General features: G+C 68.1%; 28 protein-coding genes. 5 read left to right on the top strand and 23 right to left on the bottom strand.

The genetic code is table 11. The features are described 5' to 3' along the window. Nucleotides 1-93 precede the first annotated feature (93 nt). The 6 genes from ABMA10_RS05900 to ABMA10_RS05875 all read right to left on the bottom strand — a co-directional run bounded on the left by ABMA10_RS05900 (nucleotide 94) and on the right by ABMA10_RS05875 (nucleotide 7984). On the bottom strand, nucleotides 94-1272 hold the full coding sequence (locus ABMA10_RS05900) for a glycoside hydrolase family 1 protein (protein WP_347867522.1): 1179 nt from the start codon (nucleotides 1270-1272) through the stop codon (nucleotides 94-96). Nucleotides 1273-1366: 94 nt separating this feature from the next. Beyond that, nucleotides 1367-3133, bottom strand: coding sequence for an ABC transporter ATP-binding protein (locus tag ABMA10_RS05895; protein WP_347867521.1), 1767 nt, complete (start codon nucleotides 3131-3133; stop codon nucleotides 1367-1369). Continuing rightward, entirely contained in the window at nucleotides 3130-4050 is a 921-nt protein-coding gene (locus ABMA10_RS05890) for an ABC transporter permease (RefSeq protein ID WP_347867520.1), read from the bottom strand. The genes ABMA10_RS05895 and ABMA10_RS05890 overlap by 4 nt, the downstream gene beginning before the upstream one ends. Then, nucleotides 4047-5024 carry an ABC transporter permease gene (locus ABMA10_RS05885; RefSeq protein ID WP_347867519.1) on the bottom strand — a complete coding sequence of 326 codons (978 nt, stop codon included), beginning with the start codon at nucleotides 5022-5024 and terminating at the stop codon, nucleotides 4047-4049. The genes ABMA10_RS05890 and ABMA10_RS05885 overlap by 4 nt, the downstream gene beginning before the upstream one ends. Before the next feature lie 3 nt (nucleotides 5025-5027). After that, complete coding sequence (locus ABMA10_RS05880; protein ID WP_431031293.1) at nucleotides 5028-6707, bottom strand: ABC transporter substrate-binding protein; 1680 nt, start codon at nucleotides 6705-6707, stop codon at nucleotides 5028-5030. Between the two features lie 164 nt (nucleotides 6708-6871). Then, nucleotides 6872-7984, bottom strand: coding sequence for a LacI family DNA-binding transcriptional regulator (locus tag ABMA10_RS05875; RefSeq protein WP_431031292.1), 1113 nt, complete (start codon nucleotides 7982-7984; stop codon nucleotides 6872-6874). Between the two features lie 226 nt (nucleotides 7985-8210). Here ABMA10_RS05875 and ABMA10_RS05870 point away from each other — a divergent pair, with 226 nt between their 5' ends. Further along, nucleotides 8211-9011, top strand: a complete 801-nt coding sequence (locus ABMA10_RS05870) for an isocitrate lyase/PEP mutase family protein (protein ID WP_347867516.1) — start codon at nucleotides 8211-8213, stop codon at nucleotides 9009-9011. A 119-nt stretch (nucleotides 9012-9130) separates the two neighbouring features. Here ABMA10_RS05870 and ABMA10_RS05865 read toward each other — a convergent pair whose 3' ends face one another. The 6 genes from ABMA10_RS05865 to ABMA10_RS05840 are packed head-to-tail and all read right to left on the bottom strand — an operon-like array spanning nucleotide 9131 to nucleotide 14350. Beyond that, a complete protein-coding gene (locus tag ABMA10_RS05865) occupies nucleotides 9131-9997 on the bottom strand; it encodes a prenyltransferase (RefSeq protein WP_347867515.1) in 867 nt (288 codons plus the stop codon). Further along, complete coding sequence (locus ABMA10_RS05860) at nucleotides 9994-10368, bottom strand: lycopene cyclase (protein ID WP_347867514.1); 375 nt, start codon at nucleotides 10366-10368, stop codon at nucleotides 9994-9996. The genes ABMA10_RS05865 and ABMA10_RS05860 overlap by 4 nt, the downstream gene beginning before the upstream one ends. Continuing rightward, nucleotides 10365-10712, bottom strand: coding sequence for a lycopene cyclase domain-containing protein (locus tag ABMA10_RS05855; protein WP_347867513.1), 348 nt, complete (start codon nucleotides 10710-10712; stop codon nucleotides 10365-10367). The genes ABMA10_RS05860 and ABMA10_RS05855 overlap by 4 nt, the downstream gene beginning before the upstream one ends. Further along, nucleotides 10712-12313: a phytoene desaturase family protein gene (gene crtI, locus ABMA10_RS05850; RefSeq protein WP_347867512.1), complete on the bottom strand. Its 1602-nt coding sequence runs from the start codon at nucleotides 12311-12313 to the stop codon at nucleotides 10712-10714. The genes ABMA10_RS05855 and crtI overlap by 1 nt, the downstream gene beginning before the upstream one ends. 13 nt (nucleotides 12314-12326) lie before the next feature. Next, nucleotides 12327-13280: a phytoene/squalene synthase family protein gene (locus ABMA10_RS05845; protein ID WP_431031291.1), complete on the bottom strand. Its 954-nt coding sequence runs from the start codon at nucleotides 13278-13280 to the stop codon at nucleotides 12327-12329. Beyond that, a complete protein-coding gene (locus tag ABMA10_RS05840; RefSeq protein ID WP_347867510.1) occupies nucleotides 13277-14350 on the bottom strand; it encodes a polyprenyl synthetase family protein in 1074 nt (357 codons plus the stop codon). Before ABMA10_RS05840 ends, ABMA10_RS05845 begins: the two co-directional genes overlap by 4 nt. 86 nt (nucleotides 14351-14436) lie before the next feature. Between ABMA10_RS05840 and idi the strand changes: the two genes are divergently transcribed. Then, nucleotides 14437-14976 (top strand): isopentenyl-diphosphate Delta-isomerase, encoded by a 540-nt coding sequence (idi, locus tag ABMA10_RS05835; protein WP_347867509.1) that lies wholly within the window; start codon nucleotides 14437-14439, stop codon nucleotides 14974-14976. Between the two features lie 102 nt (nucleotides 14977-15078). On the opposite strand, the gene ABMA10_RS05830 is transcribed toward idi, so the two are convergent. Both ABMA10_RS05830 and ABMA10_RS05825 read right to left on the bottom strand, forming a co-directional pair. Beyond that, nucleotides 15079-15516 (bottom strand): YdeI/OmpD-associated family protein, encoded by a 438-nt coding sequence (locus tag ABMA10_RS05830; RefSeq protein ID WP_347867508.1) that lies wholly within the window; start codon nucleotides 15514-15516, stop codon nucleotides 15079-15081. 114 nt (nucleotides 15517-15630) lie between these two features. Beyond that, on the bottom strand, nucleotides 15631-16608 hold the full coding sequence (locus ABMA10_RS05825) for an EamA family transporter (protein WP_347867507.1): 978 nt from the start codon (nucleotides 16606-16608) through the stop codon (nucleotides 15631-15633). 45 nt (nucleotides 16609-16653) lie between these two features. On the opposite strand from ABMA10_RS05825, the gene ABMA10_RS05820 reads away from it, so the two are divergent. Beyond that, complete coding sequence (locus tag ABMA10_RS05820; protein WP_347867506.1) at nucleotides 16654-17136, top strand: MarR family winged helix-turn-helix transcriptional regulator; 483 nt, start codon at nucleotides 16654-16656, stop codon at nucleotides 17134-17136. Nucleotides 17137-17213: 77 nt separating this feature from the next. Here ABMA10_RS05820 and ABMA10_RS05815 read toward each other — a convergent pair whose 3' ends face one another. Both ABMA10_RS05815 and dcd read right to left on the bottom strand, forming a co-directional pair. Continuing rightward, nucleotides 17214-17741, bottom strand: a complete 528-nt coding sequence (locus ABMA10_RS05815; protein WP_347867505.1) for a hypothetical protein — start codon at nucleotides 17739-17741, stop codon at nucleotides 17214-17216. A gap of 63 nt (nucleotides 17742-17804) precedes the next feature. Further along, on the bottom strand, nucleotides 17805-18395 hold the full coding sequence (gene dcd, locus ABMA10_RS05810) for a dCTP deaminase (protein ID WP_347867504.1): 591 nt from the start codon (nucleotides 18393-18395) through the stop codon (nucleotides 17805-17807). A gap of 146 nt (nucleotides 18396-18541) precedes the next feature. Between dcd and ABMA10_RS05805 the strand changes: the two genes are divergently transcribed. Then, the gene (locus ABMA10_RS05805) at nucleotides 18542-19291 is read left to right on the top strand and encodes a type 1 glutamine amidotransferase (RefSeq protein WP_347867503.1); all 750 of its coding nucleotides are present in this window, start codon (nucleotides 18542-18544) and stop codon (nucleotides 19289-19291) included. 78 nt (nucleotides 19292-19369) lie between these two features. On the opposite strand, the gene ABMA10_RS05800 is transcribed toward ABMA10_RS05805, so the two are convergent. The 4 genes from ABMA10_RS05800 to hxlB all read right to left on the bottom strand — a co-directional run bounded on the left by ABMA10_RS05800 (nucleotide 19370) and on the right by hxlB (nucleotide 21632). After that, nucleotides 19370-19534 carry a hypothetical protein gene (locus ABMA10_RS05800; RefSeq protein ID WP_347867502.1) on the bottom strand — a complete coding sequence of 55 codons (165 nt, stop codon included), beginning with the start codon at nucleotides 19532-19534 and terminating at the stop codon, nucleotides 19370-19372. Nucleotides 19535-19838: 304 nt separating this feature from the next. Continuing rightward, complete coding sequence (locus ABMA10_RS05795; RefSeq protein WP_347867501.1) at nucleotides 19839-20015, bottom strand: hypothetical protein; 177 nt, start codon at nucleotides 20013-20015, stop codon at nucleotides 19839-19841. A 300-nt stretch (nucleotides 20016-20315) separates the two neighbouring features. Then, nucleotides 20316-20942 (bottom strand): 3-hexulose-6-phosphate synthase, encoded by a 627-nt coding sequence (gene hxlA / locus ABMA10_RS05790; protein ID WP_347867500.1) that lies wholly within the window; start codon nucleotides 20940-20942, stop codon nucleotides 20316-20318. Nucleotides 20943-21011: 69 nt separating this feature from the next. Then, entirely contained in the window at nucleotides 21012-21632 is a 621-nt protein-coding gene (hxlB, locus tag ABMA10_RS05785) for a 6-phospho-3-hexuloisomerase (RefSeq protein ID WP_347867499.1), read from the bottom strand. Nucleotides 21633-21733: 101 nt separating this feature from the next. Between hxlB and ABMA10_RS05780 the strand changes: the two genes are divergently transcribed. Next, nucleotides 21734-23023 carry a helix-turn-helix transcriptional regulator gene (locus tag ABMA10_RS05780; RefSeq protein WP_431031290.1) on the top strand — a complete coding sequence of 430 codons (1290 nt, stop codon included), beginning with the start codon at nucleotides 21734-21736 and terminating at the stop codon, nucleotides 23021-23023. A gap of 107 nt (nucleotides 23024-23130) precedes the next feature. Here the strand turns inward: ABMA10_RS05780 and ABMA10_RS05775 are convergent, their stop codons facing one another. The 3 genes from ABMA10_RS05775 to ABMA10_RS05765 form a co-directional block, all read right to left on the bottom strand. Continuing rightward, nucleotides 23131-23520, bottom strand: a complete 390-nt coding sequence (locus ABMA10_RS05775; RefSeq protein ID WP_347867497.1) for a phage holin family protein — start codon at nucleotides 23518-23520, stop codon at nucleotides 23131-23133. A 154-nt stretch (nucleotides 23521-23674) separates the two neighbouring features. Further along, nucleotides 23675-24268 carry a short chain dehydrogenase gene (locus ABMA10_RS05770; protein WP_347867496.1) on the bottom strand — a complete coding sequence of 198 codons (594 nt, stop codon included), beginning with the start codon at nucleotides 24266-24268 and terminating at the stop codon, nucleotides 23675-23677. 67 nt (nucleotides 24269-24335) lie between these two features. Continuing rightward, a complete protein-coding gene (locus tag ABMA10_RS05765) occupies nucleotides 24336-24890 on the bottom strand; it encodes a hypothetical protein (protein ID WP_347867495.1) in 555 nt (184 codons plus the stop codon). Nucleotides 24891-24897 lie beyond the last annotated feature (7 nt).

Here is a 24897-nt window from a genome sequence, read left to right as displayed (position 1 = left end):
AGTTGCCCGTTGGCGGAGGGCCCCCGCGCCCGCGCCGACCCGGCACCGCGCACAACGCCGCAGGAGTTGTGCACGGACGCCAGGGAGCGACTGTTACTCCGCCAGGCCGTTGGCCTTCGCGACGTTCCCGAGCCACGCGAGGCTCGGCTTCGGCGTCCGGACGAAGGTCTCGCGGTCGACGGCGATGAGACCGAAGGTCGGCCGGAAGCCGCTCGCCCACTCGTAGTTGTCGAGCGCGCTCCAGTGGAGGTAGCCCTCCAGCTGGATGCCGTCCTGGATGCACGCGTGCAGATCGCGCAGCGCACCGTCGGTGTAGTCGATGCGGCGGGCGTCGTCGGAGGTCGCGATACCGTTCTCGGTGATCATGATCGGCACCCCTCCGGAGAGCTCCCACGCAGCACGCACACCTTCGGCAGCAGCCGGCGGGTAGAACTCCCAGCCGGTGAGCGTCGTCTCGACACCGTCCTCGACGGGCAGCGGACCCTTCGGCCCGATGAAGGTGCGCGTGTACGCCTGGACGCCCAGGAAGTCGTCGCCTGCAGACTGCTCGAGGTACCAGTCGTCACGCGGGTAGCCGTACTCGCGCAGCATCTCGTCGGAACCCGGCTCGCCGTTGGACCGGAACGCCTGCGTCGCGATCGTCCAGCCGCTCTTCAGACCGGACACCTGCGACAACACCTCGCGTGAACGCTTGTGCGACTCGAGGAGCGCGTCGGCGACAGCGAGGTCGGGGTTCGGCAGGCCGTATGCGACGAGGTTCGCGGCGTCCTCACCACCGGCGAGCATGGCGGCGATGTTCGGCTCGTTGATCGTGCAAACGTAGTCCACTCCCTCGCCGACGATGGGCAGCGTCAGCTCGGTGTAGCGCGCGAAGAGGTCTGCGGCGTCCTTCGCCCGCCAGAAACCATCACGTTCGAACCAGCGCGGCACCGTGAAGTGCATGAGCGTGACGACAGGGTTCAGTCCGAGTTCGTGCGCCGTGTCCACCATGCGGCGGTAGTGGTCGACCTCCGCGCGCGAGACGATGCCGCGCTCCGGCTCGATCCGAGCCCACTCGATGCTGAAGCGGTAGGTGTTGAGTCCGGCGTCCGCGAGCAGCTGCATGTCCTCGCGGTAGCGGTGGTAGCTGTCCATCGCGTCGCCGGAGGGCTCGACGATGTTCGTTCCGGCCTCGTGCTCGTGCACCCACCAGTTGCTGTTGATGTTGTTGCCCTCGATCTGATGGGCGGCTGTCGCGGCGCCCCAGAGGAAGCCGTCGGGGAAGGTCAGCACGGTGTTGCTCCTGTTCGTCGTGCGGTTCGTTCGCCCGTTTTTGGGCGAACAGGTGCTCGCTCGCCCAAGAAGGGGCGAGCGAGCGCCGGAAGGGTCAGCGCTTGGCGCGCGCCGGGTTGGGCACCGCGTCGAGCAACTCGATCGTGTACGGGTCCTGCGGGTGCTGGAGCACGTACGCGGTCTCGCCTCGCTCGACGACGCGTCCCTGGTTGAGGACCATGATGTTGTCGGTCACGAGTCGGGCCGACAGCAGGTCGTGCGTGATGTAGAGCATCGAGACACCCCACTGCTCGCGCAGGTCCTCGAGCAGGGCGAGCACGCCGGCACGCAGCGACACGTCGAGCATCGACACGGGCTCATCGGCGATGAGCACCTGCGGGTCGCTCGCGAGCGCCCTGGCGATCACGACGCGCTGCCGCTGCCCACCGGACAGCTGGTGCGGGAGCTTCGCCGCGAACTGCTCGACCGGCGAGAGGCCCACCGTCTCGAGGAGTTCGAGCACGCGCTTCCGAGCCGCGTCCCCGCGGAGCCCGGTGAAGTTCACGACCGGACGCGTCAGGGTGTACTCGACCGTGTGCAGCGGGTTGAGCGCCGCGTACGGGTCCTGGAAGATCATCTGCACGTTCTTGTGCAGATCGCGAATGCCCTTCCGGTTGAGCTTCGCGACGTCGAGGTCACCGAAGCGCACGGTTCCCGACGTCGGCTTCTCGATGCCCGTGATGAGCTTGGCGATGGTCGACTTGCCGGACCCGGAGGCACCGACGAGCGCGAGTGACTGTCCGGGTTCGAGCGTGAACGTCACGTCGTCCACGGCCGTCACCGCTGATTCGCCCCGCCGCGGCGGCGGGTAGATCTTCGAGACGCCGTCCACGATGATCGCGGACTCCGCAGACCGTCCTTCTCGGGACGACGCCTTCCCGGACTCGGAGCTCGCGCTCACCGCCGTCGGGACGCTCGTCGTCGTGCCGGAGACGGGCCCCGTGCCGCGGTTGGCGCGCGACGGGAAGCCCGGCAGCTCGACGACCGCTGCACGCGGGTCGGCGTAGTGGCTCAGCAGCATCTTCGTGTACGGATCCTGCGGTCGCTCGAGGATGTCGCGACTCGGTGCGTCCTCGACGATGCGGCCCTCGTGCATGACGAGCACTCGCTGGGTCGCTTCGAGCACGACACCGAGGTCGTGGCTGATGAGGATCGCGGTGAAGCCCTCGGCCTGCTGCAGCTCGGTGATCGTGTCCATGATCGCGTGCTGCACGAGCACGTCGAGCGCGGTCGTCGGCTCGTCGAACACCATGAGGCGCGGTTCGAGCGACAGGGCCAGCGCGATGGAGACGCGCTGACGCATACCGCCGGACAGCTCACCGGGGAACCGGGCGAGGACCTGCGGTGTGAGCCCGACCTTCTCGACCAGCTCGGTCATGCGGGCATCCCACCGGTCGCGCGACACGTGGCCGTGCGCCTTGAAGATGTCGACGAAGTGGTTGCGGATGGTGCGGACGGGGTTGAGCGCGTTCATGCCCGACTGCAGCACCATGGCGAAACCGCCCTGACGCTGCGACCGGAGCTCCTCGTCGCCGAGTTCGCGGATGTCCTTCCCGCCGAAGAAGATCTGGCCGCCGTTGATGCGGGCCGGAGGCTTCTGCAGACGGGTGGCCGCGAAGCCGAGCGTCGACTTGCCGGAACCCGACTCCCCGACGAGTCCGATGAACTCGCCGGCACCGACGGAGAACGACACGTGGTCGACGGCCTGGACGGGCGCCGCTCCGGTGGACTCGTAGACGACGGAGAGGTCGCGGACCTCGAGGAGTGCGCCGCTCGCCGGCGTGGCGGGGTGCGCAGCGGTGGTCTCGGTGGAGGCGTTCATCGTGACTTCCCTTCACGGAGGCGCGGATTGCTGATCGCGTCGACACCGAAGTTGATGAGGGTGAGGCTCATCGCGAGGAGCGCGATGCAGAGACCAGGAGTGAAGAGCAGGATCCACTGACCGGTGAGCAGCGCGTTGGAGTTCTGCGCCCAGTAGAGGATGGTGCCCCAGCTGACGATCGAGGAGTCGCCGAGCCCCAGGAACTCGAGCCCCGCTTCAGCGAGGATCGCACTCGTTGCGGCACCGAAGAAGCCACCGGCGATGAGCGAGGTCATGTTGGGGAGGATCTCGTTGAACACGATGCGGAACGGTCGGTCGCCGGAGAAGCGAGCCGCCGTCACGAAGTCGCGCGAACGCAGCGACTGCGTCTGGCTGCGGAGCACCCGAGCGCCCCACGCCCAGCCCGTGATCACGATGACGGCGACGATCATCACGAGGCCACCGTTCTGCAGGTAGGCGGCGATGACGATCATCAGCGGCAGACCCGGGACCACGAGGAACAGGTTGACGATGAAGTTCACGACCTCGGCGCCGAAGCCCTTGATGTAGCCCCAGCTGAGGCCGATGAGGACCGCGACGATCGTGGACAGGATGCCGGCGATGAACCCGACGGCGACGCTGATCTGCGAGCCGTAGATCAACTGACTGAGGACGTCCTCGCCGGCGGCCGTCGTCCCGAACCAGTGCTCGGGGCTCGAGTCGGCGTTCCGCGGGAACCCGTCCTGACTCGCACCGTACGGGGCGAGCAGGGGCGCGAAAATAGCCACGAAGATGAAGAACGCGAGGATGATCAGGCCGAGGCGCGACTTCCAGTTGGCCCAGAGCGTGGCTGCCGATCGACCGATGAAGGCGAACTTCCTCGGTGGCCGGATGGCGTCGTCGGACTGCAGTGTCTTGACGTGCTGTGTGGTGGTCATCGGCGGGTCCTTGGGTCGAGTACGCCGTACAGAATGTCGACGAGGAAGTTGGCGACGAGCACGCTCACCGTGATGAGCAGGAAGAGCGCCTGCATCAGCGGGTAGTCCTGTCCGATCACCGCGTTGAACAGGAGGAAGCCGATGCCCGGGTAGCCGAAGACCTGCTCCACGAGGATCGAGCCGCCGACCACACCACCGAGCGCGAGCCCGAAGCCGGTGAGGTTCGGGAGGATCGCGTTGCGTGCCGCGTACTTGATCGCGACGGTGCGGCCGCGGAGGCCGTTCGCCTCGGCGAAGGTGACGTAGTCGTCACCGAGCGTGTTGATCATCGCGTTGCGCATGCCGATGATCCAGCCGCCGAGGCTCGTCACGAGGATCGTCAGCGCCGGCAGCACCGCGTGGTACGCGACGTCGACGAAGAAGTCCCAGGTGAACGCCGGCGTCGCCGTCGGCCCGAAGGCACCCGAGGTCGGGAACCAGTGGGCGACGTACCCGGCGAAGAAGAGGAGCAGCAGGGCCGTCCAGAAGTACGGGAAGGTGCTCGCGAAGGTGCCCGTCAGGGTCGGCAGTGCGTCGAGCCAGGTGTTCCGTCGCCATGCCGCGAGCACACCGATGAGCGTGCCGAGGATGAAGGCGACGATCGTCACGATGCCGAGGAGCACGATCGTGTACGGGAACGCCTGCCAGATGAGCTCCGAAACCGACTGCGGGAAGAAGGTGTACGACACCCCGAAGTCGAGCGTGACGACCTGATGGAGGTACGAGACGTACTGCTCCCAGATGTTGCCGCCGGGGACGCCGAGCTGAGCCTCGATCGCCGCCCGCGTCGCTGCGGAGACCGGGCCGTTCTGGGCGAGTTTCGCGATAGCGGCGTCGGTGGGGGAACCGGGCATGAGCCGCGGCAGGAGGAAGTTCAGCGTGACCGCTGCCCACAGCGTCAGGACGAAGAGACCGAGTTTGCGCAAGATGTACATGGATTACTCACCGTCCTTCCGGAGCTTGAGGTGCGTGAAGACGAGCAGCGGGGTCTGGTCGTAGGTCTGCGGTGGCGCGTACGGGTTGTCCGCATCGGGCCAACCGGTGAACTTCGCGTCGTTGTAGAGGCCCCAGAGACCGCCGTAGTACATGCCGATCACGGGCAGGTCGTTGTAGACGAGCTGCTGCATCTGGTGGCTGAGCTCGAGTCGCGATGCGTCATCGGTGGTGACCTTGTACTCGGCGAGGAGCTGGTCCATCTGCGGGTTGCGGTAGCGACCGAAGTTGCTCGAGGTCGTCTCACCGATGGGCTTCGCGAACTCACTGTTGAACCCGTTGTTGTAGGCCTGGAAGATGATGCCGCCACCCATGCCGCCCATCGCCACCTGGAAGTCACCGCTCTGGATTGCCTGCTGGTAGCCCGGGGGCTGCGGCTGCTTGATCTGGACGTCGATGCCGAGCGCCGTGAGCTCCTTGCGGACCTCCTGCACCGCCCGCAGCCAGTCGGCGTAGCCGTTGGCCGTCGTGATCGAGAAGGTGAACTGGGTGCCGGAGGCGTCGACCAGTTTGCCGTCCTGCTGCGTGTACCCGGCGGCCGCGAACGCCTCGAGTGCGCCGGCGGTGTCCTGGGCGATCATGCCTTCATTCGGGATCGTCGGGTCGAGCTCGGCGTCCTGGTTCGGCAGCATCAGGCCTGACTGGCCGGCGGCGCCGAGGTATCCCTCGGTCGCGGCGTCGGCGATCTTGTCGCGGTCGAGGGCCAGGGCGAGGCCGCGCCGGACGTCGACGTTGTCGAAGGGTGCCACGTCCATGTTCGGGACGAGGCTGATCACGCCTCCCGGCGGGAACCAGTACTTGTTGTTGGCGTTGGCGTCGACCCAGGTGCCCTCGACGTTCGACATGAACGCGTATGCCCAGTCGAAGCCCTTGGTGACGATGTCGAGCTCACTGGTGGAGGCGGGGAGTACGAGGTGGTTGACCTCGATCTTGTCGGCCTGCCAGTAGCTCTCGTTCTTGTCCATCGTGTACTGCTGCGAGGAGAAGTTGCCGAGGACGTACGGGCCGGTGCCGATGGGATCGGGGTTCCGCCAGGTGTCGGGGCTCTTGACGTCCTTCCAGATGATGTGCTCCGGGACGATGAGCGTCTGCGAGACGATGTCGGCCGCCGGGGCGTCGTCATCGAGCAGGTGCATGATGACGTGCTGGCCCTTCACTTCGATCGTGTCGATGTGCTGCCAGGCGCCCTTCTGGTCGAGCGTGGGGTACTTCTTGATGAGGTCGAAGGTGAACTTGACGTCCTCAGGGGTGAAGTCCTCGCCGTCGGACCACGTCGCACCGTCGCGGATCGTGTAGTCGATCGTTTTCGCGTCCGGGAGGGCGACGTCTTCAGCGAGCCACGGGGTCTCCTTGCCGTCGAGCACGTTGATCACGACGAGCGGTTCGTAGATGTAGCTCGAGGCCGCCCGCTTGTTGACGAGATAGGGGTTGAAGTTCCGTTCGAGCATCGGGGTGCCCTTGTCGGCTGCCAGCAGCATCGTGTCGGCGGGGATCGTGGGATCCTGCTCGCTCTTGATCTGGATGCTGCAGCCGGAGACGAGCAGAGCCGCTGCGGCGATCATCGCCGCCGCTCCGAGTCGTCTGCGCCTGCGGACCTTGGTCCGCTCGTGCGTCGTGTGCGTCATCGCCACCGTCCTTGCTGAGGTCTGTACCTTGCGAGTGTAAGCGCATACATTGCTTCGCGCAACCCGTGTCGATCATCCCTAACTCAGGAGGCCTGCGGCGTGTCGCCCGCCGCACTCCCGAGCCCTGCACGACACGCCGGACGCATCCTGAGTTGGGGCGGCGATCAGGAGGTGGAGGAAGGCTCGGAACTCTCGCGGAGCAGAACCTCGACGGGAAGGCGCACCGACATCGCCGGGAGCTTCGGTTCGGCGAGCCTCCGCGCCAGGGCCTGGACTGACACACGCCCGAGCGTCTCCATCGGCTGGCGCACCGTCGTGAGGCGCGGGGTCGAGAGCCGTCCGGCATCGATGCCGTCGAAACCCGTGACGATGAGTTCGTCCGGAACGGTCACGCCTGCGATCCGCGCCGCATCGATGACGCCGAGCGCCATCTGATCGTTCGCGCACACCACCGCGCGTGGAAGCCGCTCGCGCTGCATGAGCTCACGGCCGACGCGCCGACCTCCGTCGCGGGTGAAGTCGCCACGGAGCGTGGGGGTGGCGGGTGTCGAGAGCTCCCGTTCGACGTGCGCCATGACGAACCCGTCCCAGCGTTCGGCGTCGTCGGGCGAGTCCACGCTGCCGGAGACGTACTCGAGATCGCGCGCACCGAGGTCGTCGATGAGATGCGCGGCGAGCGCTCGCATGCCCTCCGCGTTGCTGACCGAGACGTGGTCGAGTTCGTCGCCGCGGCGGGGTCCGGCCATCACGACGATCGGGACGTGCCTCGACAGCTGCGCGAGTTCCTCCTCGCTCGCACTGCCTGCGAGGACCATGAGGCCGTCGACGCGACCCGCCATGTCGCGCACGGTCTGGGTCGCCGTGTCTCCCCGGCCGACACCGACGAGCAGCGAGAAGCCGCTCCGCCACGATTCGAGTTCGCACCCGCGCAGCACCTCGTCGAAGTACAGGTTGAGCACACGTGTATCGGCGCGCTCGGGGACGTCGCGGATGATGCGCGCACCGCCAGCCGACGCTTCGTCACCCTCGAGCGCGATGTCGCCGAGGTCGTCCATCGCATCGAGGCCCTGGAAGAACAGTCCGATGACGCCGGTACGGCGCGCGGCGAGACCGCGGGCCGCTCCGCTGGGGACGTAGCCGAGGGCGGCGACCGATCCGAGCACGCGTTCCCGGGTCGCCGGCTTGACGTCGTCGGGGCGGCTGAGCACGCGCGAGACGGTCGCGATGGACACGCCCGCGTGGTGCGCGACGTCGTAGACCGTCGGCGCTTTCGTCATCGCTGCCTCCCCTTCGGGCACCAATGATACGCACGGCATCTTCCGGATCGAGTGCGCCCGCCGCGGCAAAGCCAACCCCGAAGCTCGTTCAGAATTCAGGGAAACCGAGCCGTCAGGCGCGCGGATCCGGACGACTCGCCGCGGCAGGCCGTCGCGAAACCGAACATTCCCTGAATTCTGGATCGTTCCGGGAAGTGGGGTCGGTGGCCACTGCCAGACTGCGGAGATGACCAGTCAGCATGAGAAAGCCGTCCTCCTCAACTCGCTCCACGAGCCGGGTGCACCGCTCATCGTCACCAACGTGTGGGATGCCATCACAGCGAAGGTCGTCTCCGACGCACCGGGTGTCGTCGCCCTCGCGTCGGCGAGCCACTCCGTGTCGAACGTCCGCGGGCTCGAGGACGGCGAAGGCCTCGACGTCGATGAGGCGATCGCCGCCGCGAAGGTCATCGTCGGTGCCGTCGACCTCCCCGTCACCGTCGACTTCGAGAAGGGCTACGCCTCCGACGCAGCCGGGGTGCGCGAGAACGTCCGCCGCCTGATCGTCGAGTCCGGTGCCGTGGGCATCAACCTCGAAGACTCGGTCGGTGCCGCGAAGGCTCCGCAGTTCCCGGTCGAGGAGGCCGCAGCGCGCGTCGCAGCCGCCCGTGCCGGTGCCGAGGACGCTGGAATCCCCCTCGTCATCAACGCTCGAGTCGACACGCTCGCCGGTGATCCCGAGGCCTGGGACGAGGCCGTCGTCCGAGCGAACGCCTACCTCGAGGCCGGGGCCGACGTGATCTTCTTCCTCGGTCTCGGCACCGAAGAGCTCGTCGCGAAAGCCGTCGAACAGGTGAACGGTCGCATCTCCGTCATTGGCTACCCCGGCGCCGTGCCGTTGAAGCGCCTGGCCGAACTGGGTGTGTCGCGCGTCAGCTTCGGTCCGGGCACCCTCGGTCTCACGCTCGCAGCGCTCCAGCGCGCAGCCACCGAGCTGAGCAGCCTCGGCGACTACCCCGAGGACCTCGGCTTCCCCTTCGCGCTCTGATCCGAACACCCACTCCGGCGTCAAGAACGACCTCACTCAGGAACGCCTCGGCGTGTCGCGCCGCTGCCGCACTGGCTCAGCACGACACGCCGACGACCTCCTGAGTTGGGTCGATCTTGTCAGCTGGTGAGGAACCAGTACCAGATGATGAGCATCGTGACGAGGAAACCCGTCAGGAAGTTCAGACGCAGGAATCGCCTCCAGCCGGCGTTCGCCCGTTCGGCGTCGTCCTCGCGGAGGTTCCAGAACGGCAGGACGCTCGCCGCGTAGGGCAACACGAGCAGGGCTGCCAGCGGGATCGGCCACGGCGTCACAAGCATGAGCGCCCCGCCCGCCAGGTAGGCGAAGAACGCGAAGCGCACCGTCGGCGCCGCACCGATGACCGTCGCGACGGAACCGATGCCGCCTTCGCGGTCGGGGATGATGTCCTGCACCGCTCCGAACGCATGACTCGCGATCCCCCACAGGAAGTATCCGACGAGCACCGCCCAGAGCGCCGGCGTGAAGACCGCCCCGGCGAGCACGAGAGCGTAGACGGCGGGACTCACGAAGTGCGTACTCGAGGTGAGCGAATCGAGGAACGGGCGCTCCTTGAACCGCAGCCCCGGCGCGCTGTAGGCGATGAGTGCGAACACGCTGATCGCGAGCACCAACCAGGAGAGTGGCGAACCGACGATCACGAGATATGCAAGGAATGGAATATTGGTCGCGATGGCGGCGATGATCGTCAAGCGATGCATGCCTCGGTCGAGCACCGCACCCTCGACGCCGCCCTTTCGGGGGTTCCGGAGGTCGGACTCGTAGTCGAAGACGTCATTGATCCCGTACATCGCGAGGTTGTACGGGATGAGGAAGTACAGCGTCCCGAGCCAGAAGGTGAGGTCGAGTTCGCGCGTCGTCAACAGGTACGCGGCCGCGAACGGATACGCCGTGTTGACCCACGACAGCGGTCTCGAGGACAGCACGAGTTGGCCGAGTCGGTTCATGCCTGGTCCTCCTGGAACGGGGCTGGTGCAACGGGGGTGCGGCGTTCGAGCAGCGCCCAGAGTGACGGCAACAGGACGGCCGCCGCAAGCGCGTAGGCGAAGTCCTCGAGTGGCGCGATGCCGACGAAGGCCCCGGAGATGAGCGACGGCTCGTACCCGACGAGGCCGATGCCGATCATGATGTTGTCGAAGAGTGCGGTCATGAGCAGCAGCACGACGAGGCCACCGCCCATTGCGAGCGACCAGGTGCCGACGGTCAGTCCGACCGCACCGGACCCTGCGGCGCGGCGCGACCGGAGACGGAGGATCGCCAGCGCTGCCGTGAGCACCACGACAGCCAGGAAGCACGCGTTCAGCGCCCAGTAACTCATCGCAGGCCAGCCCCCGTCGAACGCGCCGCCGTCCGCCGACCGAGCGCATGGCGGGCGGCCCCGAACAGGTTCATCGTCAGGTAGCAGAGCAGGGTCAGGAACAGCACTTCCTCGATCGGCAGCTCTGGTGCGATCTGCAGCCCCGTCATGAACGAGGTCTCTCCGCGGAAGAAGATCCCCAGCCCGATGCCGAACAGGTCCCAGACGAGGAAGAACACGACCCCGACCGGCAGGATGATGACTGCGCGTCGACGGTCCGCCCAGAAGAACAGACGGAAACGGCGATCGAGCACGACCATTCCCGTGATCGAGACGAGCAGCGCGAGCAGGTACAGCAGACCCATCAGCCGGCGGCCTCTGACCGGAGACGCGCGTGCAGCGGCTCCGCCATCGGTCCGGTCGTGATGTCGCCGCGCATCCGCTTCACGACGAGCTCCGCGCTGATCAGGCACATCGGCAGACCGATTCCCGGGATCGTCGAACCGCCCGTGTAGAACAGCCCGTCGACCTTCTTGCTGATGTTGCCGGTGCGGAACATCGCGCTCTGCGAGAGGATGTGCGCCGGTCCGAGCGCAGTGCCCTTCCAGACGTTCAGCTCGGTGACGAAGTCGGCCGGGCCCACATCGCGGCGCACGACGATGCGATCGGCGAGGTCGGGCACGCCGGCCCACTCGGCGATCTGCGCGATCGCCGCATCGCCGATCTCCGCGACGCGCGCATCTCCCCCGGCGCCGATCGACGGGTCGGCCGGCACCGGCACGAGGATGAAGAGGTTCTCGCGTCCTGCTGGCGCCACACCGGCGTCGGTCGCGCTCGGGCGGCAGACGTAGAGCGATGCGGGGTCGGGGACGCTCGGGTGCTCACCGAAGATGCGTCCGAAGTTGTCGCGCCAGTCGCTCGTGAAGAACAGGCTGTGGTGCAGGAGCTCTGGCAGCTCGCCGCGCACACCGAGCATCACGAGGACGGCGCCGGGGCCTGCGGTGCGCTTCTCCCAGTAAGCCTCCGGGTAGCTCTGCAGCTCCGGTGGGAGGAGTCTCGTCTCGGTATGGTGCAGATCGGCGGCGGAGACGACCTGGTCCGCGTGCAGCAGCTGTCGCCGGCCGTCGGCGTCGAGGTAGTTGACCCCTGCGACGCGGGAACGCCGGCCCGCGGGCAGTGTGGTGATGCCCGTCACCTCGGCACCCGTGACGATCTCCACGCCCTCGGCGCGCGCGAGTTCGGCGATCGTGTCGATGATGCGCGAGAAGCCACCCTGTGGGTAGAGCACCCCGTCCTCGAGGTCGAGGTAGCTCATGAGGTGGTACATGCTCGGTGCTTCGAAGGGCGAGGACCCGAGGAAGACGGCCGGGTAGCCGAGGATCTGCTGCAGCCGGGTGTCTGCGACGGTGCGGGCGGCCAGCGTGTCGAGATCCTCCGTCAGGAGCTTCGCGAGCTTCGGCATTCGAGCGAGGACCTCACGGCTCGCGAGCGTCCGGTACGACTCGAAGGTCGTGTACAGGAAGCTGCGGATCGCGATCTCGTAGGTCTCCTTGGCGCTGCGGAGGTAGTCGTCCATCTTCGCACCGGCCCCGGGCTCGACGGATTCGAACAGCGCGACGTTGCCTGCCCGGTCGGCGGCGAGGTCGAGGTGTCCTTCGCGCCCCTCGGAGTACACGCGGTACGCCGGATCGAGCCGACCGAGGTCGAGCTGCTCCGCGGCCGAGGTGCCCAACAGTCGATAGAAGTGGTCGAAGACCTCCGGCATGAGGTACCAGCTCGGGCCGGTGTCGAAGGTGAATCCGTCCTGTTCCCAGGTGCCGGCGCGTCCACCGAGGACGTCGCGACGCTCGAGCAGCGTGACCTGCTGGCCGTCGCGCGCGAGCAACGCCGCGGTGGCGAGGCCGCTGATACCGCCACCGATGACGATGGTGCGGGCGGCGACGCTGCGGGCGGAGGCGGGGTTCATCGTGTGGCGCTCATCATCTGTGGCTCTCGTCGATCGTTGGGATGGAGGACGTCGGTGTGCGCCCCGCGAGCGCTCCGGCAGCGATGCGCAGCTTCACCGGATCAGGGACGCGGACGCGGGTGCGCACGAGCTCCGAGGCCGGCGTGGTGCGGATGCGCTTCGCGAGCTCGGCGAAGAGCTCCTGCGCGAGGGCGACGGCTCGGCGACTCGTCTTCGGCAGCTGACTCAGCACGGCGGCAGAGCGGTCGAGGTCCGCGTCGATGTCGTCGAGGAGGCTGCGCTTCTGCGCTTCGGTCAGTTCGTCGACGGAGACGCCCGGGAAGTAGCTGCGCCCGAGCTCGTCGTGGTCGGCGGAGAGGTCACGGAGGAAGTTCACCTTCTGGAACGCGGCGCCGAGGCTCCGCGCGCCGACGACGAACGCGGCGCGCTGGGCGTCGTCGACGTCGTGTCCGCGCAGGAAGATCCGCAGACACATGAGACCGACGACTTCGGCCGAGCCGTACACGTACTCCTGGAAGGTCTCCGGTGTGTGCACGGTGCGGGAGAGGTCGGCGCGCATCGAGGCGAAGAACGGCCGGGTGAGGTCGGACCCGATGCCCGCCGAGCGCGCCGAGATCGCGAAGGCGTGGACGACGAGGTTGCTGCTGTAGCCGGACTCCACTGCCTCCTCGGTGTCGCGTTCGAGGGCGTCGAGCATCGTGAGGACGCGCTCCGCCGAGAGCCCCGCGGCTGCCGCGACCCCGTCGACGATCTCATCGGCGATGCGCACGAGCGCATAGACGTTCTCGACGTCCTGGCGGATCTCGGCGCCGAGCAGCCTGGCTGCCAGACCGAACGATGTGGAGTAGCGGCGGATCACGATGCTCGCGGTCTCCTGCGCGACCCGGTCGTAGAGCTGGCGGGCGCCGACGACGGCCGATGAGGCCGCGCCGTCTGCAGGACCGGCGCCGGCGCCTGCACCGGTCATCGTGAGCGCTCGAGCACGGTCGCGACGATGGGACGGAGCTCCTCCCGCAGCTGCGCGGGGATGCTCGGAGAGGCGAGCTGCTCCCAGGCGCGGTTCGCGTAGTCGCCCGCGAGCAGGGTCGCGTGCCGGCGCGCACCCGTCGACGTGAGCACGTCGCGCAGCACGGCGGCACCGGCCTCGTCGAGCTCGGGGTCGCCGAACAGGTGCTCGACCGCGTGCCAAGCCGGCTGTTCCGCAGCGAAGGCGACCATGACGGTCAGTTTGCCCTCCCGCAGATCGCCGATCGTCGTCTTCCCAGTCGTCTTCGAATCACCGAACACCCCGAGCACGTCGTCGATGATCTGATACGCGATGCCGATCTGCTCCCCGAACGTCCCGAGGGCGTCGATCGTCGCCTCCGGTGCTCCGGCGAGCGCCCCGCCGGACTGGAGCGGAGCCTCGAAGGAGTAGTAGGCCGTCTTCAGGCGCTCCATCCGGATGATGTCGTCGACCGTGGGGACGACCCCGCCGACGGTGAAGTCGACGTCGGCCAGTTCACCGGCGGCGGAGGCGGAGATCGCGTCGTCGAGGATCTCGCGGAGGCGCGTGCGCACGGCGTCCTCACTGCCGGCACGATCGATGAGTCGGTAGGCGGCGGACAACGCGAGGTCACCGGCGATGACGGCGACGGACATGCCTCGGTGCTCGGCGAGCGGCAACGGGATGCCTGCCGTCCGGGCGATGTCGCGGTAGCTGCCGGACACGTTCGGGCTGCCCCGACGGACGAAGTCTCGGTCGATGACGTCGTCGTGCACGATCAGGGCGGTATGGAGCAGTTCATACGCGGCGGCGACGTGCGCGGCGGCGACGATGTCCTCACCGCCGAGCGCTTCGTAGGCCGTCATGACCATCCGCGGGCGGAACCGCTTGCCCCCGGCCATGCTGCGCTCGATCGTCTCCCAGAGCCGCAGGTACCCCGCGCCTCCGAATGAGACGGCCTGCGTCTTCGCGAGTTCGAGGAACCGCTCGAGGGCATCCTCGACATGATGCTGTTGTCGATAGGGCACGTCGACGACGTGGTGAGTGTCCATGTCACGAGGCTACTTCACGGAACGGAAAAATTAGTACGCTAGCTGTCCATTCGCATTCGCCGCGATCGTCGGGGAGAATAGGAGCCATGTCGGTACCCGAAGAACTCGTCGTCCTGCTCGCCGAGGACGGCACCCGGATCGGCACCACGCCGAAGGCCACCGTCCACACCGAGGAGACGCCACTCCACCTCGCGTTCTCCTGCCATGTCATCGGTCCGGACGGCAGGATCCTCGTGACCCGCCGCGCACTGTCGAAGCTCACCTGGCCAGGCGTCTGGACGAACTCGTTCTGCGGTCATCCCGGGCCCGACGAAGACAGTGTCGACGCCGTGCTCCGTCGTGCGAGCGCTGAGCTGGGCCTGCCGATCTCGGCGCCCGAGGTCGTCCTCCCCGACTTCCGGTACCGCGCGGTCGACGCGTCGGGCGTGGTCGAATACGAGATCTGCCCCGTCTACATCGCTCGCACCGAGGCGACGCCGGAGCCGAACCCTGCCGAGGTCATGGAATGGGCCTGGGCCGAGCCCGTGGCGCTGCTCGAGTCGGTCGAGCGCGCTCCATTCGCGTTCAGCCCCTGGCTCACGCTGCAGCTGCCGCTCGTCGTGCCGCTCCTCGCCGCCGGACGCTGAGCCGCCGCGCGCCGATCAACCGGGCGCTGAGCCTCCAGGCACAGAGCGAGCCGAGTCGTCACGGATGTGCGCGCTGTTGCCGTGCAGCGCACCCGAGCAGGATCAGGCGCCGCGAAGTGCCTCGAGCGCCGCGGCGATCCGCTTGTCGCGGGTCACTTCGGTCTTCGCGAGGGTGACGGGTTCGGCGAGCGCGCGCTGGCGGCTGAACGACAGCGCGCCGTACGCGACGAGCGCCGCGGCATCCTCCGCGAGGAGCGCTTCGAGTTGGGGTGGGAGCGGGAACACCCGGGGTGCGTCGTCGACCTCGAGCTCCACCTCGACGTGGTCGCCACCGGCGACGCCTGCCGCAGCCCGGTTGGCGGCGCTCAGCGCGATCAGGTACTTGCCGCCCATCGGGGTGATGGTGCTCCGGTAGCTCGTGGCGCCGACCGTCACCACGACGGGGATCCGCTTGCCGCGGTCGAGGCTCTCGACCACGGCGTCGGGGACGAGGATGCCGGTGTTGTTGCCCTGCAGTTCGATGACCGTCTGGAACTTCATGATGCCCAGTATGCAGGTGAGCGCCCCGTCCCGCACCCGTTCCCCACACGTGCATGCTCCGCGCCGGCACGTGCACGGACCACGCCACACTCGTGAGCGCTCGCCGTCCGTGGTCTAGCCCGAGCGACGAGAGCCCGCACGTGCCGCGGCAGGAGCCTCCCCGCCGGGACGGTTCACCGGAGGCGCGGTGAACACGACGACGAGCGATGCCGCGACCACGCCGATACCGAGCAGCTGCCCGATGCTCAACGCCTCGCCGAGCACCAGCCAACCCGCGACCACCGCGACGACGGGGCTGAGCAACCCGAGGAAGGACACCGATCCCACGGGGAGCAGTCCGATCCCCCGGAACCACAGCGCGTACGCGAGCGCGGTGCCGACGAGCGTGAGGTAGACGTACCCGCCGAGCGCGGCGGCGTCTGGCACCTCGGTCGGCAGTCCTTCGACGGCGAGCAGCACGGGGATCAAGACGAGCCCGCCGGCCACGAGCTGCCAGGCGGTGACGGTGAGCCCCGACATCGGGGTCGCCTCGTCCGGCTCGGCTTGTCGCGCACCGCGCCCGCCGATCCGCCTGGCGACGTCCGGTCTCCCCCACCGCTTGCTCAACACCGAGCCCAGCGCCATCGACACGGCTCCTGCGAGCGCTGCGACCACACCGATGGCGTCGAGCCGCGCGTTCGCCTGCAGCACGATGAGGGCGACGCCCGCGAACCCGGCGATCCCAGCCAGCACCCTCCGCAGCGTCAGCGCCTCACCGACGAGCAGACTCGCGAGCACGGCCACGATGAGCGGACCGATCGCGCCCATGGTCGCCGCGACACCACCCGGCAGCCGGTAGGCCGCAAGGAAGAGGAACGCGAAGAACGCCCCGATGTTGAGGGTTCCGAGCACGATGGACCGCATCCACCATCGGCCCATGGGCAGCCTCCGGGTGATGGCGAGCAGCAGCAGACCTGCGGGCAGGGCCCTGAGGACAGCGGCCAACAGCGGCCGACCGGGCGGAAGGAGCTCGCTCGTGACGAGATAGGTCGTACCCCAGGTGATGGGGGCGAGAGCGGTGACGGCGGCGATTCGAAGCTGGTTGCTAAGCACTGAGCAATAATAGCTCAGCGCTAAGCGAATTGCTACGATGGATCCATGAGCACGCGCGTCGACGACATCCTCGCCCAGTGGCACGACGAGCGCCCAGACCTCGACGTCTCGCCCATGGCGGTCATCGGGCGCCTGTCGCGTGCAGCGGGGGCTGTGGACGCCCGCCTCGCCGCGATGTTCGCCACGCATGGGCTCGACGCCGCATCGTTCGACGTCCTCGCGACGCTGCTGCGGTCCGGCGCCCCGCACGAACTGTCGCCGAAGGACCTCGCGCACTGGTCGATGGTGACGACGAGCGCCATCGCGCAACGGCTCAACAAGCTCGCGGACCGCGGGCTCGTCACGCGACGTCCGAGCGAACAGGACGGTCGAGGCACGGTCGTCGCCCTCACCGCAGCCGGCCGGGACCTCGTCGAACGCACACTCCCCCATCACCTGGCCACCGAGGAGCAGATCCTGGCGGGCTTCTCCGCGGCCGAACGCGCCCAGCTCGCATCATTCCTCGAACGTCTCGCGACCTCCGACTGACCTCAGCCCAGCAGCCCGGGCCATTCCCACACCGCACGTGCACGCGCAGGAGCACCGCTCACGCCGCAGCGATCGGGTCAGGCGACGCGGCGACCCTCGTTGTGCTCCTGCATCCACCAGGTCGTGCCCTCGTCATCGGACACCCAGCTCTCCCATGTGTACGTGTCGTCGGTGATCTCGCTGAAGTTCCACCGGATGAGCTTGTCGTCGTTCCGGGTGCCGTCCTGACGGATCCCGTCGGAGCGGTGCGGCGTGGCGACGAGCTGACAGAACTCACCACGGCGTGGCTCGAAGTAGCTGACGCGCCACGCCCCCATCAGACGGTCGTAGACGCGCACCGCGGTGCTCACCGTCTCCCAGCCGGACGACTCGGCATCGTTCGCGACGAGTTGGACGTCCTGCACGGCTCGACCGTCGAGGATGTACGACACGACCCAGAGGAAATCGGACTCGACCCATTCGCCACTGTCGTCGTCGAGCCGCCTCGAACGCACCTCCCACGAACCGACGAACTGTCCGAAGCGCACCATGCGGCGCGGATAGAGCGGAGTCGGGCCGTCGGCGGTGACCGCACGGGCGAAATCGGGACGCTCAGACGTGCTCATAGCGGAGCCTTTCTACTGATCCACCAGCGAGCCGCCGTTGAAACGCGTCGCGTCAGTCGTTCCTCAGCGGTGCGTCTCGCCGACGTCGGTCCGGTGGAAGTTCTGGAAGGAACGGGAGGCGGTGGGTCCACGCTGTCCCTGATACCTCGAACTGTACTCGCTCGACCCGTACGGGCGCTCTGCCGGAGACGTCAGGCGGAAGAAACACATCTGGCCGATCTTCATGCCGGGCCACAGCTTGATGGGGAGTGTCGCGACGTTGCTGAGTTCGAGCGTGACGTGCCCGGTGAACCCGGGGTCGATGAAGCCTGCCGTCGAGTGCGTGAGGAGCCCGAGACGACCGAGGGAGCTCTTGCCCTCGAGGCGAGCCGCCACGTCGTCGGGCAGCGACACCTGCTCGTACGTCGACCCAAGCACGAACTCCCCCGGGTGCAGGATGAACGGTTCGTCCGGGAGGGTCTCGATGAGACGGGTCAGCTCCGGCTGGTCCTCCGCAGGATCGATGAAGGGGTACTTGTGGTTGTCGAAGAGACGGAAGAACCGATCGAGCCGCACGTCGATTGACGAGGGCTGGATCATGTCCGGCGAGTAGGGGTCGAGCGCGATGCGGGAGGCGTCGAGTTCGGCTTTGATGTCACGGTCCGAGAGCAGCACGCTGCCAGTGTATCGGCCGACGGACAGTCGGTCGGAGGGCGGGCGTCGCGGGCGGTACGGCGTCGGCATTCGCTACGCTGCTGGCACGGCCGTGGCACCCGCTGCCATGCCCGGCGGACACACGAAGCTGCAGCGACAGGGGCCAGATGACCAGACCGCACGTCCTCATCCTCCAGCACGTCCCGTGGGAGCGGCCCGCGGTGATCGGCGAGGTGCTCACAGCGTCAGGAGTCGACTGGACGCTCGACACGATCGTCGACCGCCAGGAACTGCCGACGTCCCGCGAGATCACCGGCTTCGACGGTCTCGTGCTGCTCGGCGGCCCCATGGGTGCACTGGACGTGGACCGACACCCGGGGCTCGGGCTGGAGGCGCAGCTCGTGCGCGATGCGGCGGTGCTCGGGATCCCGGCGTTCGGGGTGTGCCTCGGCCATCAACTCATCGCCACCGCGCTCGGGGCCACCCTGCACTCGGCCGCCGCGCACGAGGTGGGTGTCGGCGACGTCGAACTCCTCGTCGACAGTGAGCTCGGAGTCGCGGGCGAGCGGGTTTCCGTCCTGCACTGGCACGGCGACGTCGTGGAGGCGCCGATCGGGGCCACCGTCCTGGCATCGTCGCCGTCGACGCCGAACCAGGCGTTCCGCATCGAGGACCGGGTGTTCGGGACGCAGTTCCATCTCGAGGTGGATGCCGCGATGCTCGACCGCTGGCTCAAGGAACCCGCGATGCTCCGCGACCTGCCGGTCACGGAGGGCACTGCCGAGGACGCTGCGGCCCGCCTTCGGGCTGACGTCGCCGGGATTGCCGGGCCGATGCGGGCGGCGGGTGATCGCCTCTTCGGTGCGTTCGCCGATGCGGTACTGCGCCGAATGAGCGTCGACCCGACCCTGCGCTGAGCACAGTTGGCTCCGGACACAGCAGAGCGGCCGGAACCCTGAGGCGCCGGCCGCTCTGTTGTGCTTGGAAGCTTGGTACTAGACGCTCTTGCGTCCGCTGATGGTCCTGATCAAGAACGCGATGACCGCGATCGCGAGGAGGACGAGTCCGACCCACAGCAGGAAGTTGAGGGACTGGACGAAACCACCGGTGATGGCGAGAACGATTGCAACGACGATAACGATGATAAGAAGAATGTTCATGGTGCAGCTCCTTTCGCAGAACTTCAACTACCGTATTAGCGTCAAGAGATTCCGTCGCGGGGGTTGACATCGCCAGCCCCCGTTCCGCTACGCGCGCGCAGCGCCCCCGTCGACCGCGGCTGCGGCCAGCGCGGTGCGCTGGACCGAGCGCACCCCATTGGCGCGAGCGCGGGGCTCCGGAGGGTAGCGCTCGCGCCAGTAGGCCGCGGCACAGGCCATTCGGGACCTCTCGGCCCAGCGCACCGCGCTGGCGCCGGTTGGTGTCGTTTCGGTCCAGCGCACCGCGCTGGCCCACGGTCCAGCGCTAGAGGAGACCGGGCTGGTCTGCCGGATCACCGTCGCCGGGTTCCCAGTCGGGATTGTCGTCGCTCGGCGCCGCCGTCGGATCGTCGCGTTCGGAGGCATTGTCCGGTAGTGCGCGGGAGATGGCCTCCTGCGCGTCGCCGATCGGGTCGGGGGTCTCGTCTCGTGGGTCGCTCATGATGCGTCCTTTCGTGATGGCTCGTGTCTCGACGCTAACCCTGCGACAGCCCGCGCGGGAGGCCCTGGCGGGATCACCCGGATCGCCCTAGGAGCCGCGCCCGCCCGAGCCGACGAGCGCGCCCAGAGCATCGTCACGATGTCAGCTGCCAGCCGCCAGCGCGGTGCGCTGGACCGAGCGCGCCGAAATCGCTCCGGGTGCACGGAAACAGCGCGAGCGCGGGCCTCCAGAGGCCCGCGCTCGACGGTATGATCAGCGCCCGGTCCAGCGCACCGCGCTGGCCGGAGCAACCGGTGTGGGCTATTCGGTGATTGCTGCTCGGAGAGCGGCGGCGGAGGCTGCCGGGTCGGCGGCCGAGTAGATCGCACCACCGGCGACGGCGACCTGTGCACCGGCCTGCTGGACGGACGCGATCGTCGACACGTTCACACCACCGGCGACCGAGAACGGCACCGCCGCCGTCTCACCGTCGGTGAGGAGCGTCTGGAAGGTGAAGCCCGGCTCCGCCTGCTCGTCGAGACCGGCGTGCATCTCCACGAACGCGGCACCGAGGCCGGTGACCTCCTGCGCGCGCTTCACCTTGTCGGCGACGCCGATGAGGTCGACGACGACGGACTTCCCGTGCGCAGTCGCGGCCTTGACGGCGCCGATGATGGTGCTGTCGCCGGCGGTGCCGAGGACGGTCACGATGTCGGCACCAGCCGAGAACGCGATGTCGGCCTCGAGCTCGCCGGCGTCCATGGTCTTCAGGTCGGCGAAGACGATCTTGTCCGGGTGGGCGTTCTTCACAGCCGTGATCGCACGGAGCCCCTCGCGCTTGATGAGCGGCGTGCCGAGCTCGAGGATGTCGACGTAGGGTGCGACCTTCCCGGCGAGTTCGAGCGCTGCCTCAGTGGTGAGGACGTCCATGGCTACCTGAAGCTTCATGTGGTGCTGCTTTCTGTCGTGATGGGGAACGCCAGGCGTCTGCCTGGCGGGACAAGGATCGAGGGCGGTCTACTCGAGGTTCGCGTGGCGCGGCCACAGCTCCTCGGCGCTGACACCCGTCGACTGCCAGAGCGCATGGAACAGGGCGTCGCCGAACAACATGAGGGCCTGTTCGAAGAGGCTGCCGGAGTACTGCTGGGACACCGTCCCGCCGTGGTCGGTCTTCTGCGCCGCCGGGATGACGATCGTCGCGGTGGCGAGCTGCGCAAGGGGCGAATCGCCATCGGTCGTGATCGCGACGACACCCGCGCCGACGGACACCGCCGTAGTCGCCGCGCGCACGATGCCGGTGGTCGTTCCGGAACCGCTGGCGACGAGGAGCACGTCGCCCCGGGTGATGGCCGGGGCCGTCGTCTCGCCGACCACGTGCACGGTCAGGCCGAGGTGCATGAGTCGCATCGCGGTCATCCGCAACGCGAGGCCGGAGCGACCCGCACCGAGGACGAACACGCGCTCCGCGGCCCGCACCCGGTCGAGCGCGGCGGCGAACGGGACGGGATCGGCTGCGAGGATGACGGACATCGTCCGCTGCACCTCGGTGTCGATGGCGGCGAGTGCGCCCTGCACGGTCGTGGTGGCGTCGGACCCCACTCGAGCAGGAGCGGAGGGCGTTGCGGAGGTGCTCGACATGCTTCAATCCTGCGCTGCGACGGGTGGGTCCGCTGCCGTTCGGGTGAGCGGTCTCACCTACCCGAACGGGTAGCTGGGAGCGCATGGGGTAGGGTTCCGGCATGTCCCAGCACCTCGACACCTACCCGATCGAACTGCTGCACGGTCTCGCCACGATCGCCTCCAGTTCGCTGCTGCGGATCGCCGGCGCGTTCTCGTCGGTGCTCGCCCCGATCGTGCCCCACTCGGCGTTGGTCATCTTCACCGAGGACTGCACCGGTCGACCGAAGAAGAAGGCCGGTGATGCGGCGATCATCGACGGCGTCACGATCGCCGAGCTCGACGCCATCCGCCGGCTCACGCCTCGACGCCCGCACTCGCCGGCCCGTCAGGCGCTCGCGTCACGGACGCTCCTCCCGACCAACGCGGTGATCGCCGGGGCGGATCGACCGATCGTCGCATGGCTGGCCGACACCGGCGCGTTGCTCGTCCTCACCGATCCGCAGGGCCCGGTGGACGACCGTCTGATCGGCGCACTGTGGGAGATCGTCGCGGCCGACATCCGTCAGCAGGTCGCGACCGCCGCCCCCGACTACCTGCGCGACTCACGCGCGGCGTCGAGTGAGCGGGCCGGGGCGATCGCCGAACTCACCGACGCCCACGCGACGACGCTCGAGTCGATCCTGGCGATCACGCGTTCGCGCCGGACGACGGCGGACGATGCCAGGCAGGCGGTCACAGAACTCGCATCCGCAGCGATGGTCGAACTGCGCGCGGTGTCCGACCGCGACAGGCAGCTCGCGGAGGAGCCCGTCGCGCGGGCCTTCGCACGGTTGAAAGAGGACCTGCGCCCGCTCTCACGCTTCGGCGGGCCGGAGGTGCAGTTCATCGAGCCACCGGTGGATGGTCGCGCGCTGCCCGGCGAGGTCGCGCACGCCGACCGCGCGATCGTGCGAGGCACGGTCCTCGCTCTGGTCGAGCAGTCTGCGGTTGGGCGCGTTCGCGTGCAGTCGGACTGCGACGGCAGCAACCTACTCATCGGCATCCGCGACGACGGCCCGGGCGAATTGACCACGGACACCCCGAGCGTGCAGCAGCTCGGCGCTCGGGTCGCTGCCCTGCGCGGCAGCCTCACGGTGCAGGCGACGCCCGGTTGGGGCTCCGAGCTGCACGTGGAGCTCCCGCTCGATGCGCCACCCTCGTCGCCGGCACGGGTTGGTGCGCTGTCGCCGCTCACGGACCGCGAATGGAGCGTCGCCGAACTCGCCGCCAGTGGGGCTCGGAACCGGATGATCGCCGAGTCGCTGTCCATCAGCGAGAACACCGTGAAGTTCCACATCGCGAACGTGTTGCGGAAGCTCGGCGTCGCGAGTCGCGTCGAACTCGCGTCAGCGCTCGCCACCGGTCGCTGATCAGAATTCAGGGAATCCGATCCGCGCAGGGACGAGATGTCCGATTCCCGCCAGAACACGCCATAAAGTTCGCGAGCCGACCGAGGATTCCCTGAATTCTGAACCGGCTACTTCGTGCGTTTGTCGCCGAAACGACGCTTGATCAGGAAGTAGCCGAGGATCCAACCGCCGAGCGCGGTGACGATCCAGACCACGAGCGGCGCGAGTACCCAGGCGAGCACACCGTCGATGTGCAGGCCACCGGGGAAGATCGACGCGATGAACAGCGAGACCAGCGTCGTGACAAGCCCGATGCCGCCGAGGATTGCCGAAGCGTACCGACGCGCGACGTTGAACACGAACGGCCCGAGGATGCCCTGCGCGATCGTGAACACGACAACGGCGACGATGAAGCCGCTCACAGACAAGGTGACGCCCGGGATCAGCCAGGTCGCGATGAGCAGCCCCAGGACGGAGCTGACGAGACTGACGACGATGCTCCACAGGAACCTGATCATGACGATGACTGTAGCGCGCGGTCGGCGTGACGCCGAGTCTGAGGTCACACCACGTGTGAAGTCGGCCCGGAGCTCAGGTCGACCGATCCTCAGGTCATTGCGAGGTCGAGATGGATGGCCGGTGAGTCCGCGTCGTCCGGCTCACCACGCACGGTCAGTCGAGGGCAAGCACCCGCCCCGTCGCGACACCCTCGACGGCCTTCACGAATGCGAGGCCGACGACGTCGGATGCCACCGGCGCGAAGCCCGGGAACGAGTCGTGGTAGCCGGGCGCGTCTTCGAGCACGGTCGGGCTGACCGCGTTGATCCGGATGCCACGCGGCAGTTCGGCCGCTGCACCGATCACGAACGACTCGAGGGCGCCGTTGGCCATCGATGCGGCGGCACCCGTCGCGATCGCCTCACGGGCGAGGATGCCGGTGGTCAGGGTGAACGAGCCCCCGTCGCGGAGGAACGGCGTGCCGATGCGCACGACGTCGAGCTGGCTGAGCACCTTGCCGAGGAATGCAGCACGGTAGTCGTCGCGGGTGAGGGCATCGAGCGGTTTGAACGGCACCGAGCCGACGGCGACGATCACCGCGTCGACCTCACCCACGTCCGCGAAGAGCGCTTCGACGGAGGCTTCGTCCGTCGTGTCGACGGACGGTGACGTCGATCGCGACACCGCGACCACCTCGTGCCGCTCCCCCAGTGCAGCGTGTGCCGCCTGGCCGATGTGTCCACTCGCGCCGATCAACAGGATTCTCATGCCTGCGACGCTAGCACCGGCCCCGACCCGCCGACCCCCGGTCGCTGAAGTCGTCGAGGTGCCGTCACTAGTGGGCGTCGTCCATTCCGGTGACGTGGACGGCGTAGCCGTGGCAACCGGCGCGCGACCAGTCGTAGGCGTCGCCCAGGGGCGTGTCGCCGTACTCGGCCAGCTCGGCCGCCTCGCCCTGCTCTGACAGGATCAACGATCCCCAGTCAGGATCGGCCAACCCTCGATTGTTCGTCCACGCATACCAGAACCCCTGATCAGACATGCATCGAGCGATGATCTGCTGCTGCGCCTCCCAGATGCCGTCGTTCGGTTCACCCCACTCGTTGATCTCTGGGATGACGACGTCGGCCGGATCCGTCGTCGCGTCGTACCAGCCCTCGGGCGTCCGCGAGTAGTCGACCGTCGCCGCGATGCCGGCATCACCTCCGGTGACGGGCACGTCATCGGCGCCCAAAGGCACCACTGGCTCGATGGGCGACAGCTCGCCGAGCGACGCTCTGGCCTCCACCACCGCAGCCTCCGACCGTGCGTCGTCCGCTGCGGCGCTCGCCACTGACATCCCTGCGAACACCACGCCCCCGATGACGACGAGCACACTGCTCATCGCCATCCCCAGG

The organism is Plantibacter sp. RU18 (assembly GCF_050613355.1).
Classification (GTDB): domain Bacteria; phylum Actinomycetota; class Actinomycetes; order Actinomycetales; family Microbacteriaceae; genus Plantibacter.
This window is presented reverse-complemented; position numbering and strand designations above follow the sequence as displayed.

Excerpts from the sequence above, each read along its gene's own strand:
- ABMA10_RS05885 (WP_347867519.1), bottom strand. The coding sequence starts at position 5,024 with ATGTACATCTTGCGCAAACTCGGTCTCTTCGTCCTGACGCTGTGGGCA.
- hxlB (WP_347867499.1), bottom strand. The coding sequence starts at position 21,632 with ATGTCGAGCACCTCCGCAACGCCCTCCGCTCCTGCTCGAGTGGGGTCC.
- ABMA10_RS05795 (WP_347867501.1), bottom strand. The coding sequence starts at position 20,015 with ATGAGCGACCCACGAGACGAGACCCCCGACCCGATCGGCGACGCGCAG.
- ABMA10_RS05860 (WP_347867514.1), bottom strand. The coding sequence starts at position 10,368 with ATGAGTTACTGGGCGCTGAACGCGTGCTTCCTGGCTGTCGTGGTGCTC.
- ABMA10_RS05865 (WP_347867515.1), bottom strand. The coding sequence starts at position 9,997 with ATGAACCGACTCGGCCAACTCGTGCTGTCCTCGAGACCGCTGTCGTGG.
- hxlA (WP_347867500.1), bottom strand. The coding sequence starts at position 20,942 with ATGAAGCTTCAGGTAGCCATGGACGTCCTCACCACTGAGGCAGCGCTC.
- ABMA10_RS05895 (WP_347867521.1), bottom strand. The coding sequence starts at position 3,133 with ATGAACGCCTCCACCGAGACCACCGCTGCGCACCCCGCCACGCCGGCG.
- ABMA10_RS05845 (WP_431031291.1), bottom strand. The coding sequence starts at position 13,280 with ATGACCGGTGCAGGCGCCGGCGCCGGTCCTGCAGACGGCGCGGCCTCA.
- idi (WP_347867509.1), top strand. The coding sequence starts at position 14,437 with ATGTCGGTACCCGAAGAACTCGTCGTCCTGCTCGCCGAGGACGGCACC.
- ABMA10_RS05805 (WP_347867503.1), top strand. The coding sequence starts at position 18,542 with ATGACCAGACCGCACGTCCTCATCCTCCAGCACGTCCCGTGGGAGCGG.
- ABMA10_RS05855 (WP_347867513.1), bottom strand. The coding sequence starts at position 10,712 with ATGGGTCTGCTGTACCTGCTCGCGCTGCTCGTCTCGATCACGGGAATG.
- ABMA10_RS05775 (WP_347867497.1), bottom strand. The coding sequence starts at position 23,520 with ATGATCAGGTTCCTGTGGAGCATCGTCGTCAGTCTCGTCAGCTCCGTC.
- ABMA10_RS05765 (WP_347867495.1), bottom strand. The coding sequence starts at position 24,890 with ATGGCGATGAGCAGTGTGCTCGTCGTCATCGGGGGCGTGGTGTTCGCA.
- ABMA10_RS05800 (WP_347867502.1), bottom strand. The coding sequence starts at position 19,534 with ATGAACATTCTTCTTATCATCGTTATCGTCGTTGCAATCGTTCTCGCC.
- ABMA10_RS05830 (WP_347867508.1), bottom strand. The coding sequence starts at position 15,516 with ATGAAGTTCCAGACGGTCATCGAACTGCAGGGCAACAACACCGGCATC.
- ABMA10_RS05770 (WP_347867496.1), bottom strand. The coding sequence starts at position 24,268 with ATGAGAATCCTGTTGATCGGCGCGAGTGGACACATCGGCCAGGCGGCA.
- ABMA10_RS05780 (WP_431031290.1), top strand. The coding sequence starts at position 21,734 with ATGTCCCAGCACCTCGACACCTACCCGATCGAACTGCTGCACGGTCTC.
- ABMA10_RS05815 (WP_347867505.1), bottom strand. The coding sequence starts at position 17,741 with ATGAGCACGTCTGAGCGTCCCGATTTCGCCCGTGCGGTCACCGCCGAC.
- ABMA10_RS05840 (WP_347867510.1), bottom strand. The coding sequence starts at position 14,350 with ATGGACACTCACCACGTCGTCGACGTGCCCTATCGACAACAGCATCAT.
- ABMA10_RS05875 (WP_431031292.1), bottom strand. The coding sequence starts at position 7,984 with ATGACGAAAGCGCCGACGGTCTACGACGTCGCGCACCACGCGGGCGTG.
- ABMA10_RS05880 (WP_431031293.1), bottom strand. The coding sequence starts at position 6,707 with ATGACGCACACGACGCACGAGCGGACCAAGGTCCGCAGGCGCAGACGA.
- crtI (WP_347867512.1), bottom strand. The coding sequence starts at position 12,313 with ATGAACCCCGCCTCCGCCCGCAGCGTCGCCGCCCGCACCATCGTCATC.
- ABMA10_RS05870 (WP_347867516.1), top strand. The coding sequence starts at position 8,211 with ATGACCAGTCAGCATGAGAAAGCCGTCCTCCTCAACTCGCTCCACGAG.
- ABMA10_RS05890 (WP_347867520.1), bottom strand. The coding sequence starts at position 4,050 with ATGACCACCACACAGCACGTCAAGACACTGCAGTCCGACGACGCCATC.
- ABMA10_RS05820 (WP_347867506.1), top strand. The coding sequence starts at position 16,654 with ATGAGCACGCGCGTCGACGACATCCTCGCCCAGTGGCACGACGAGCGC.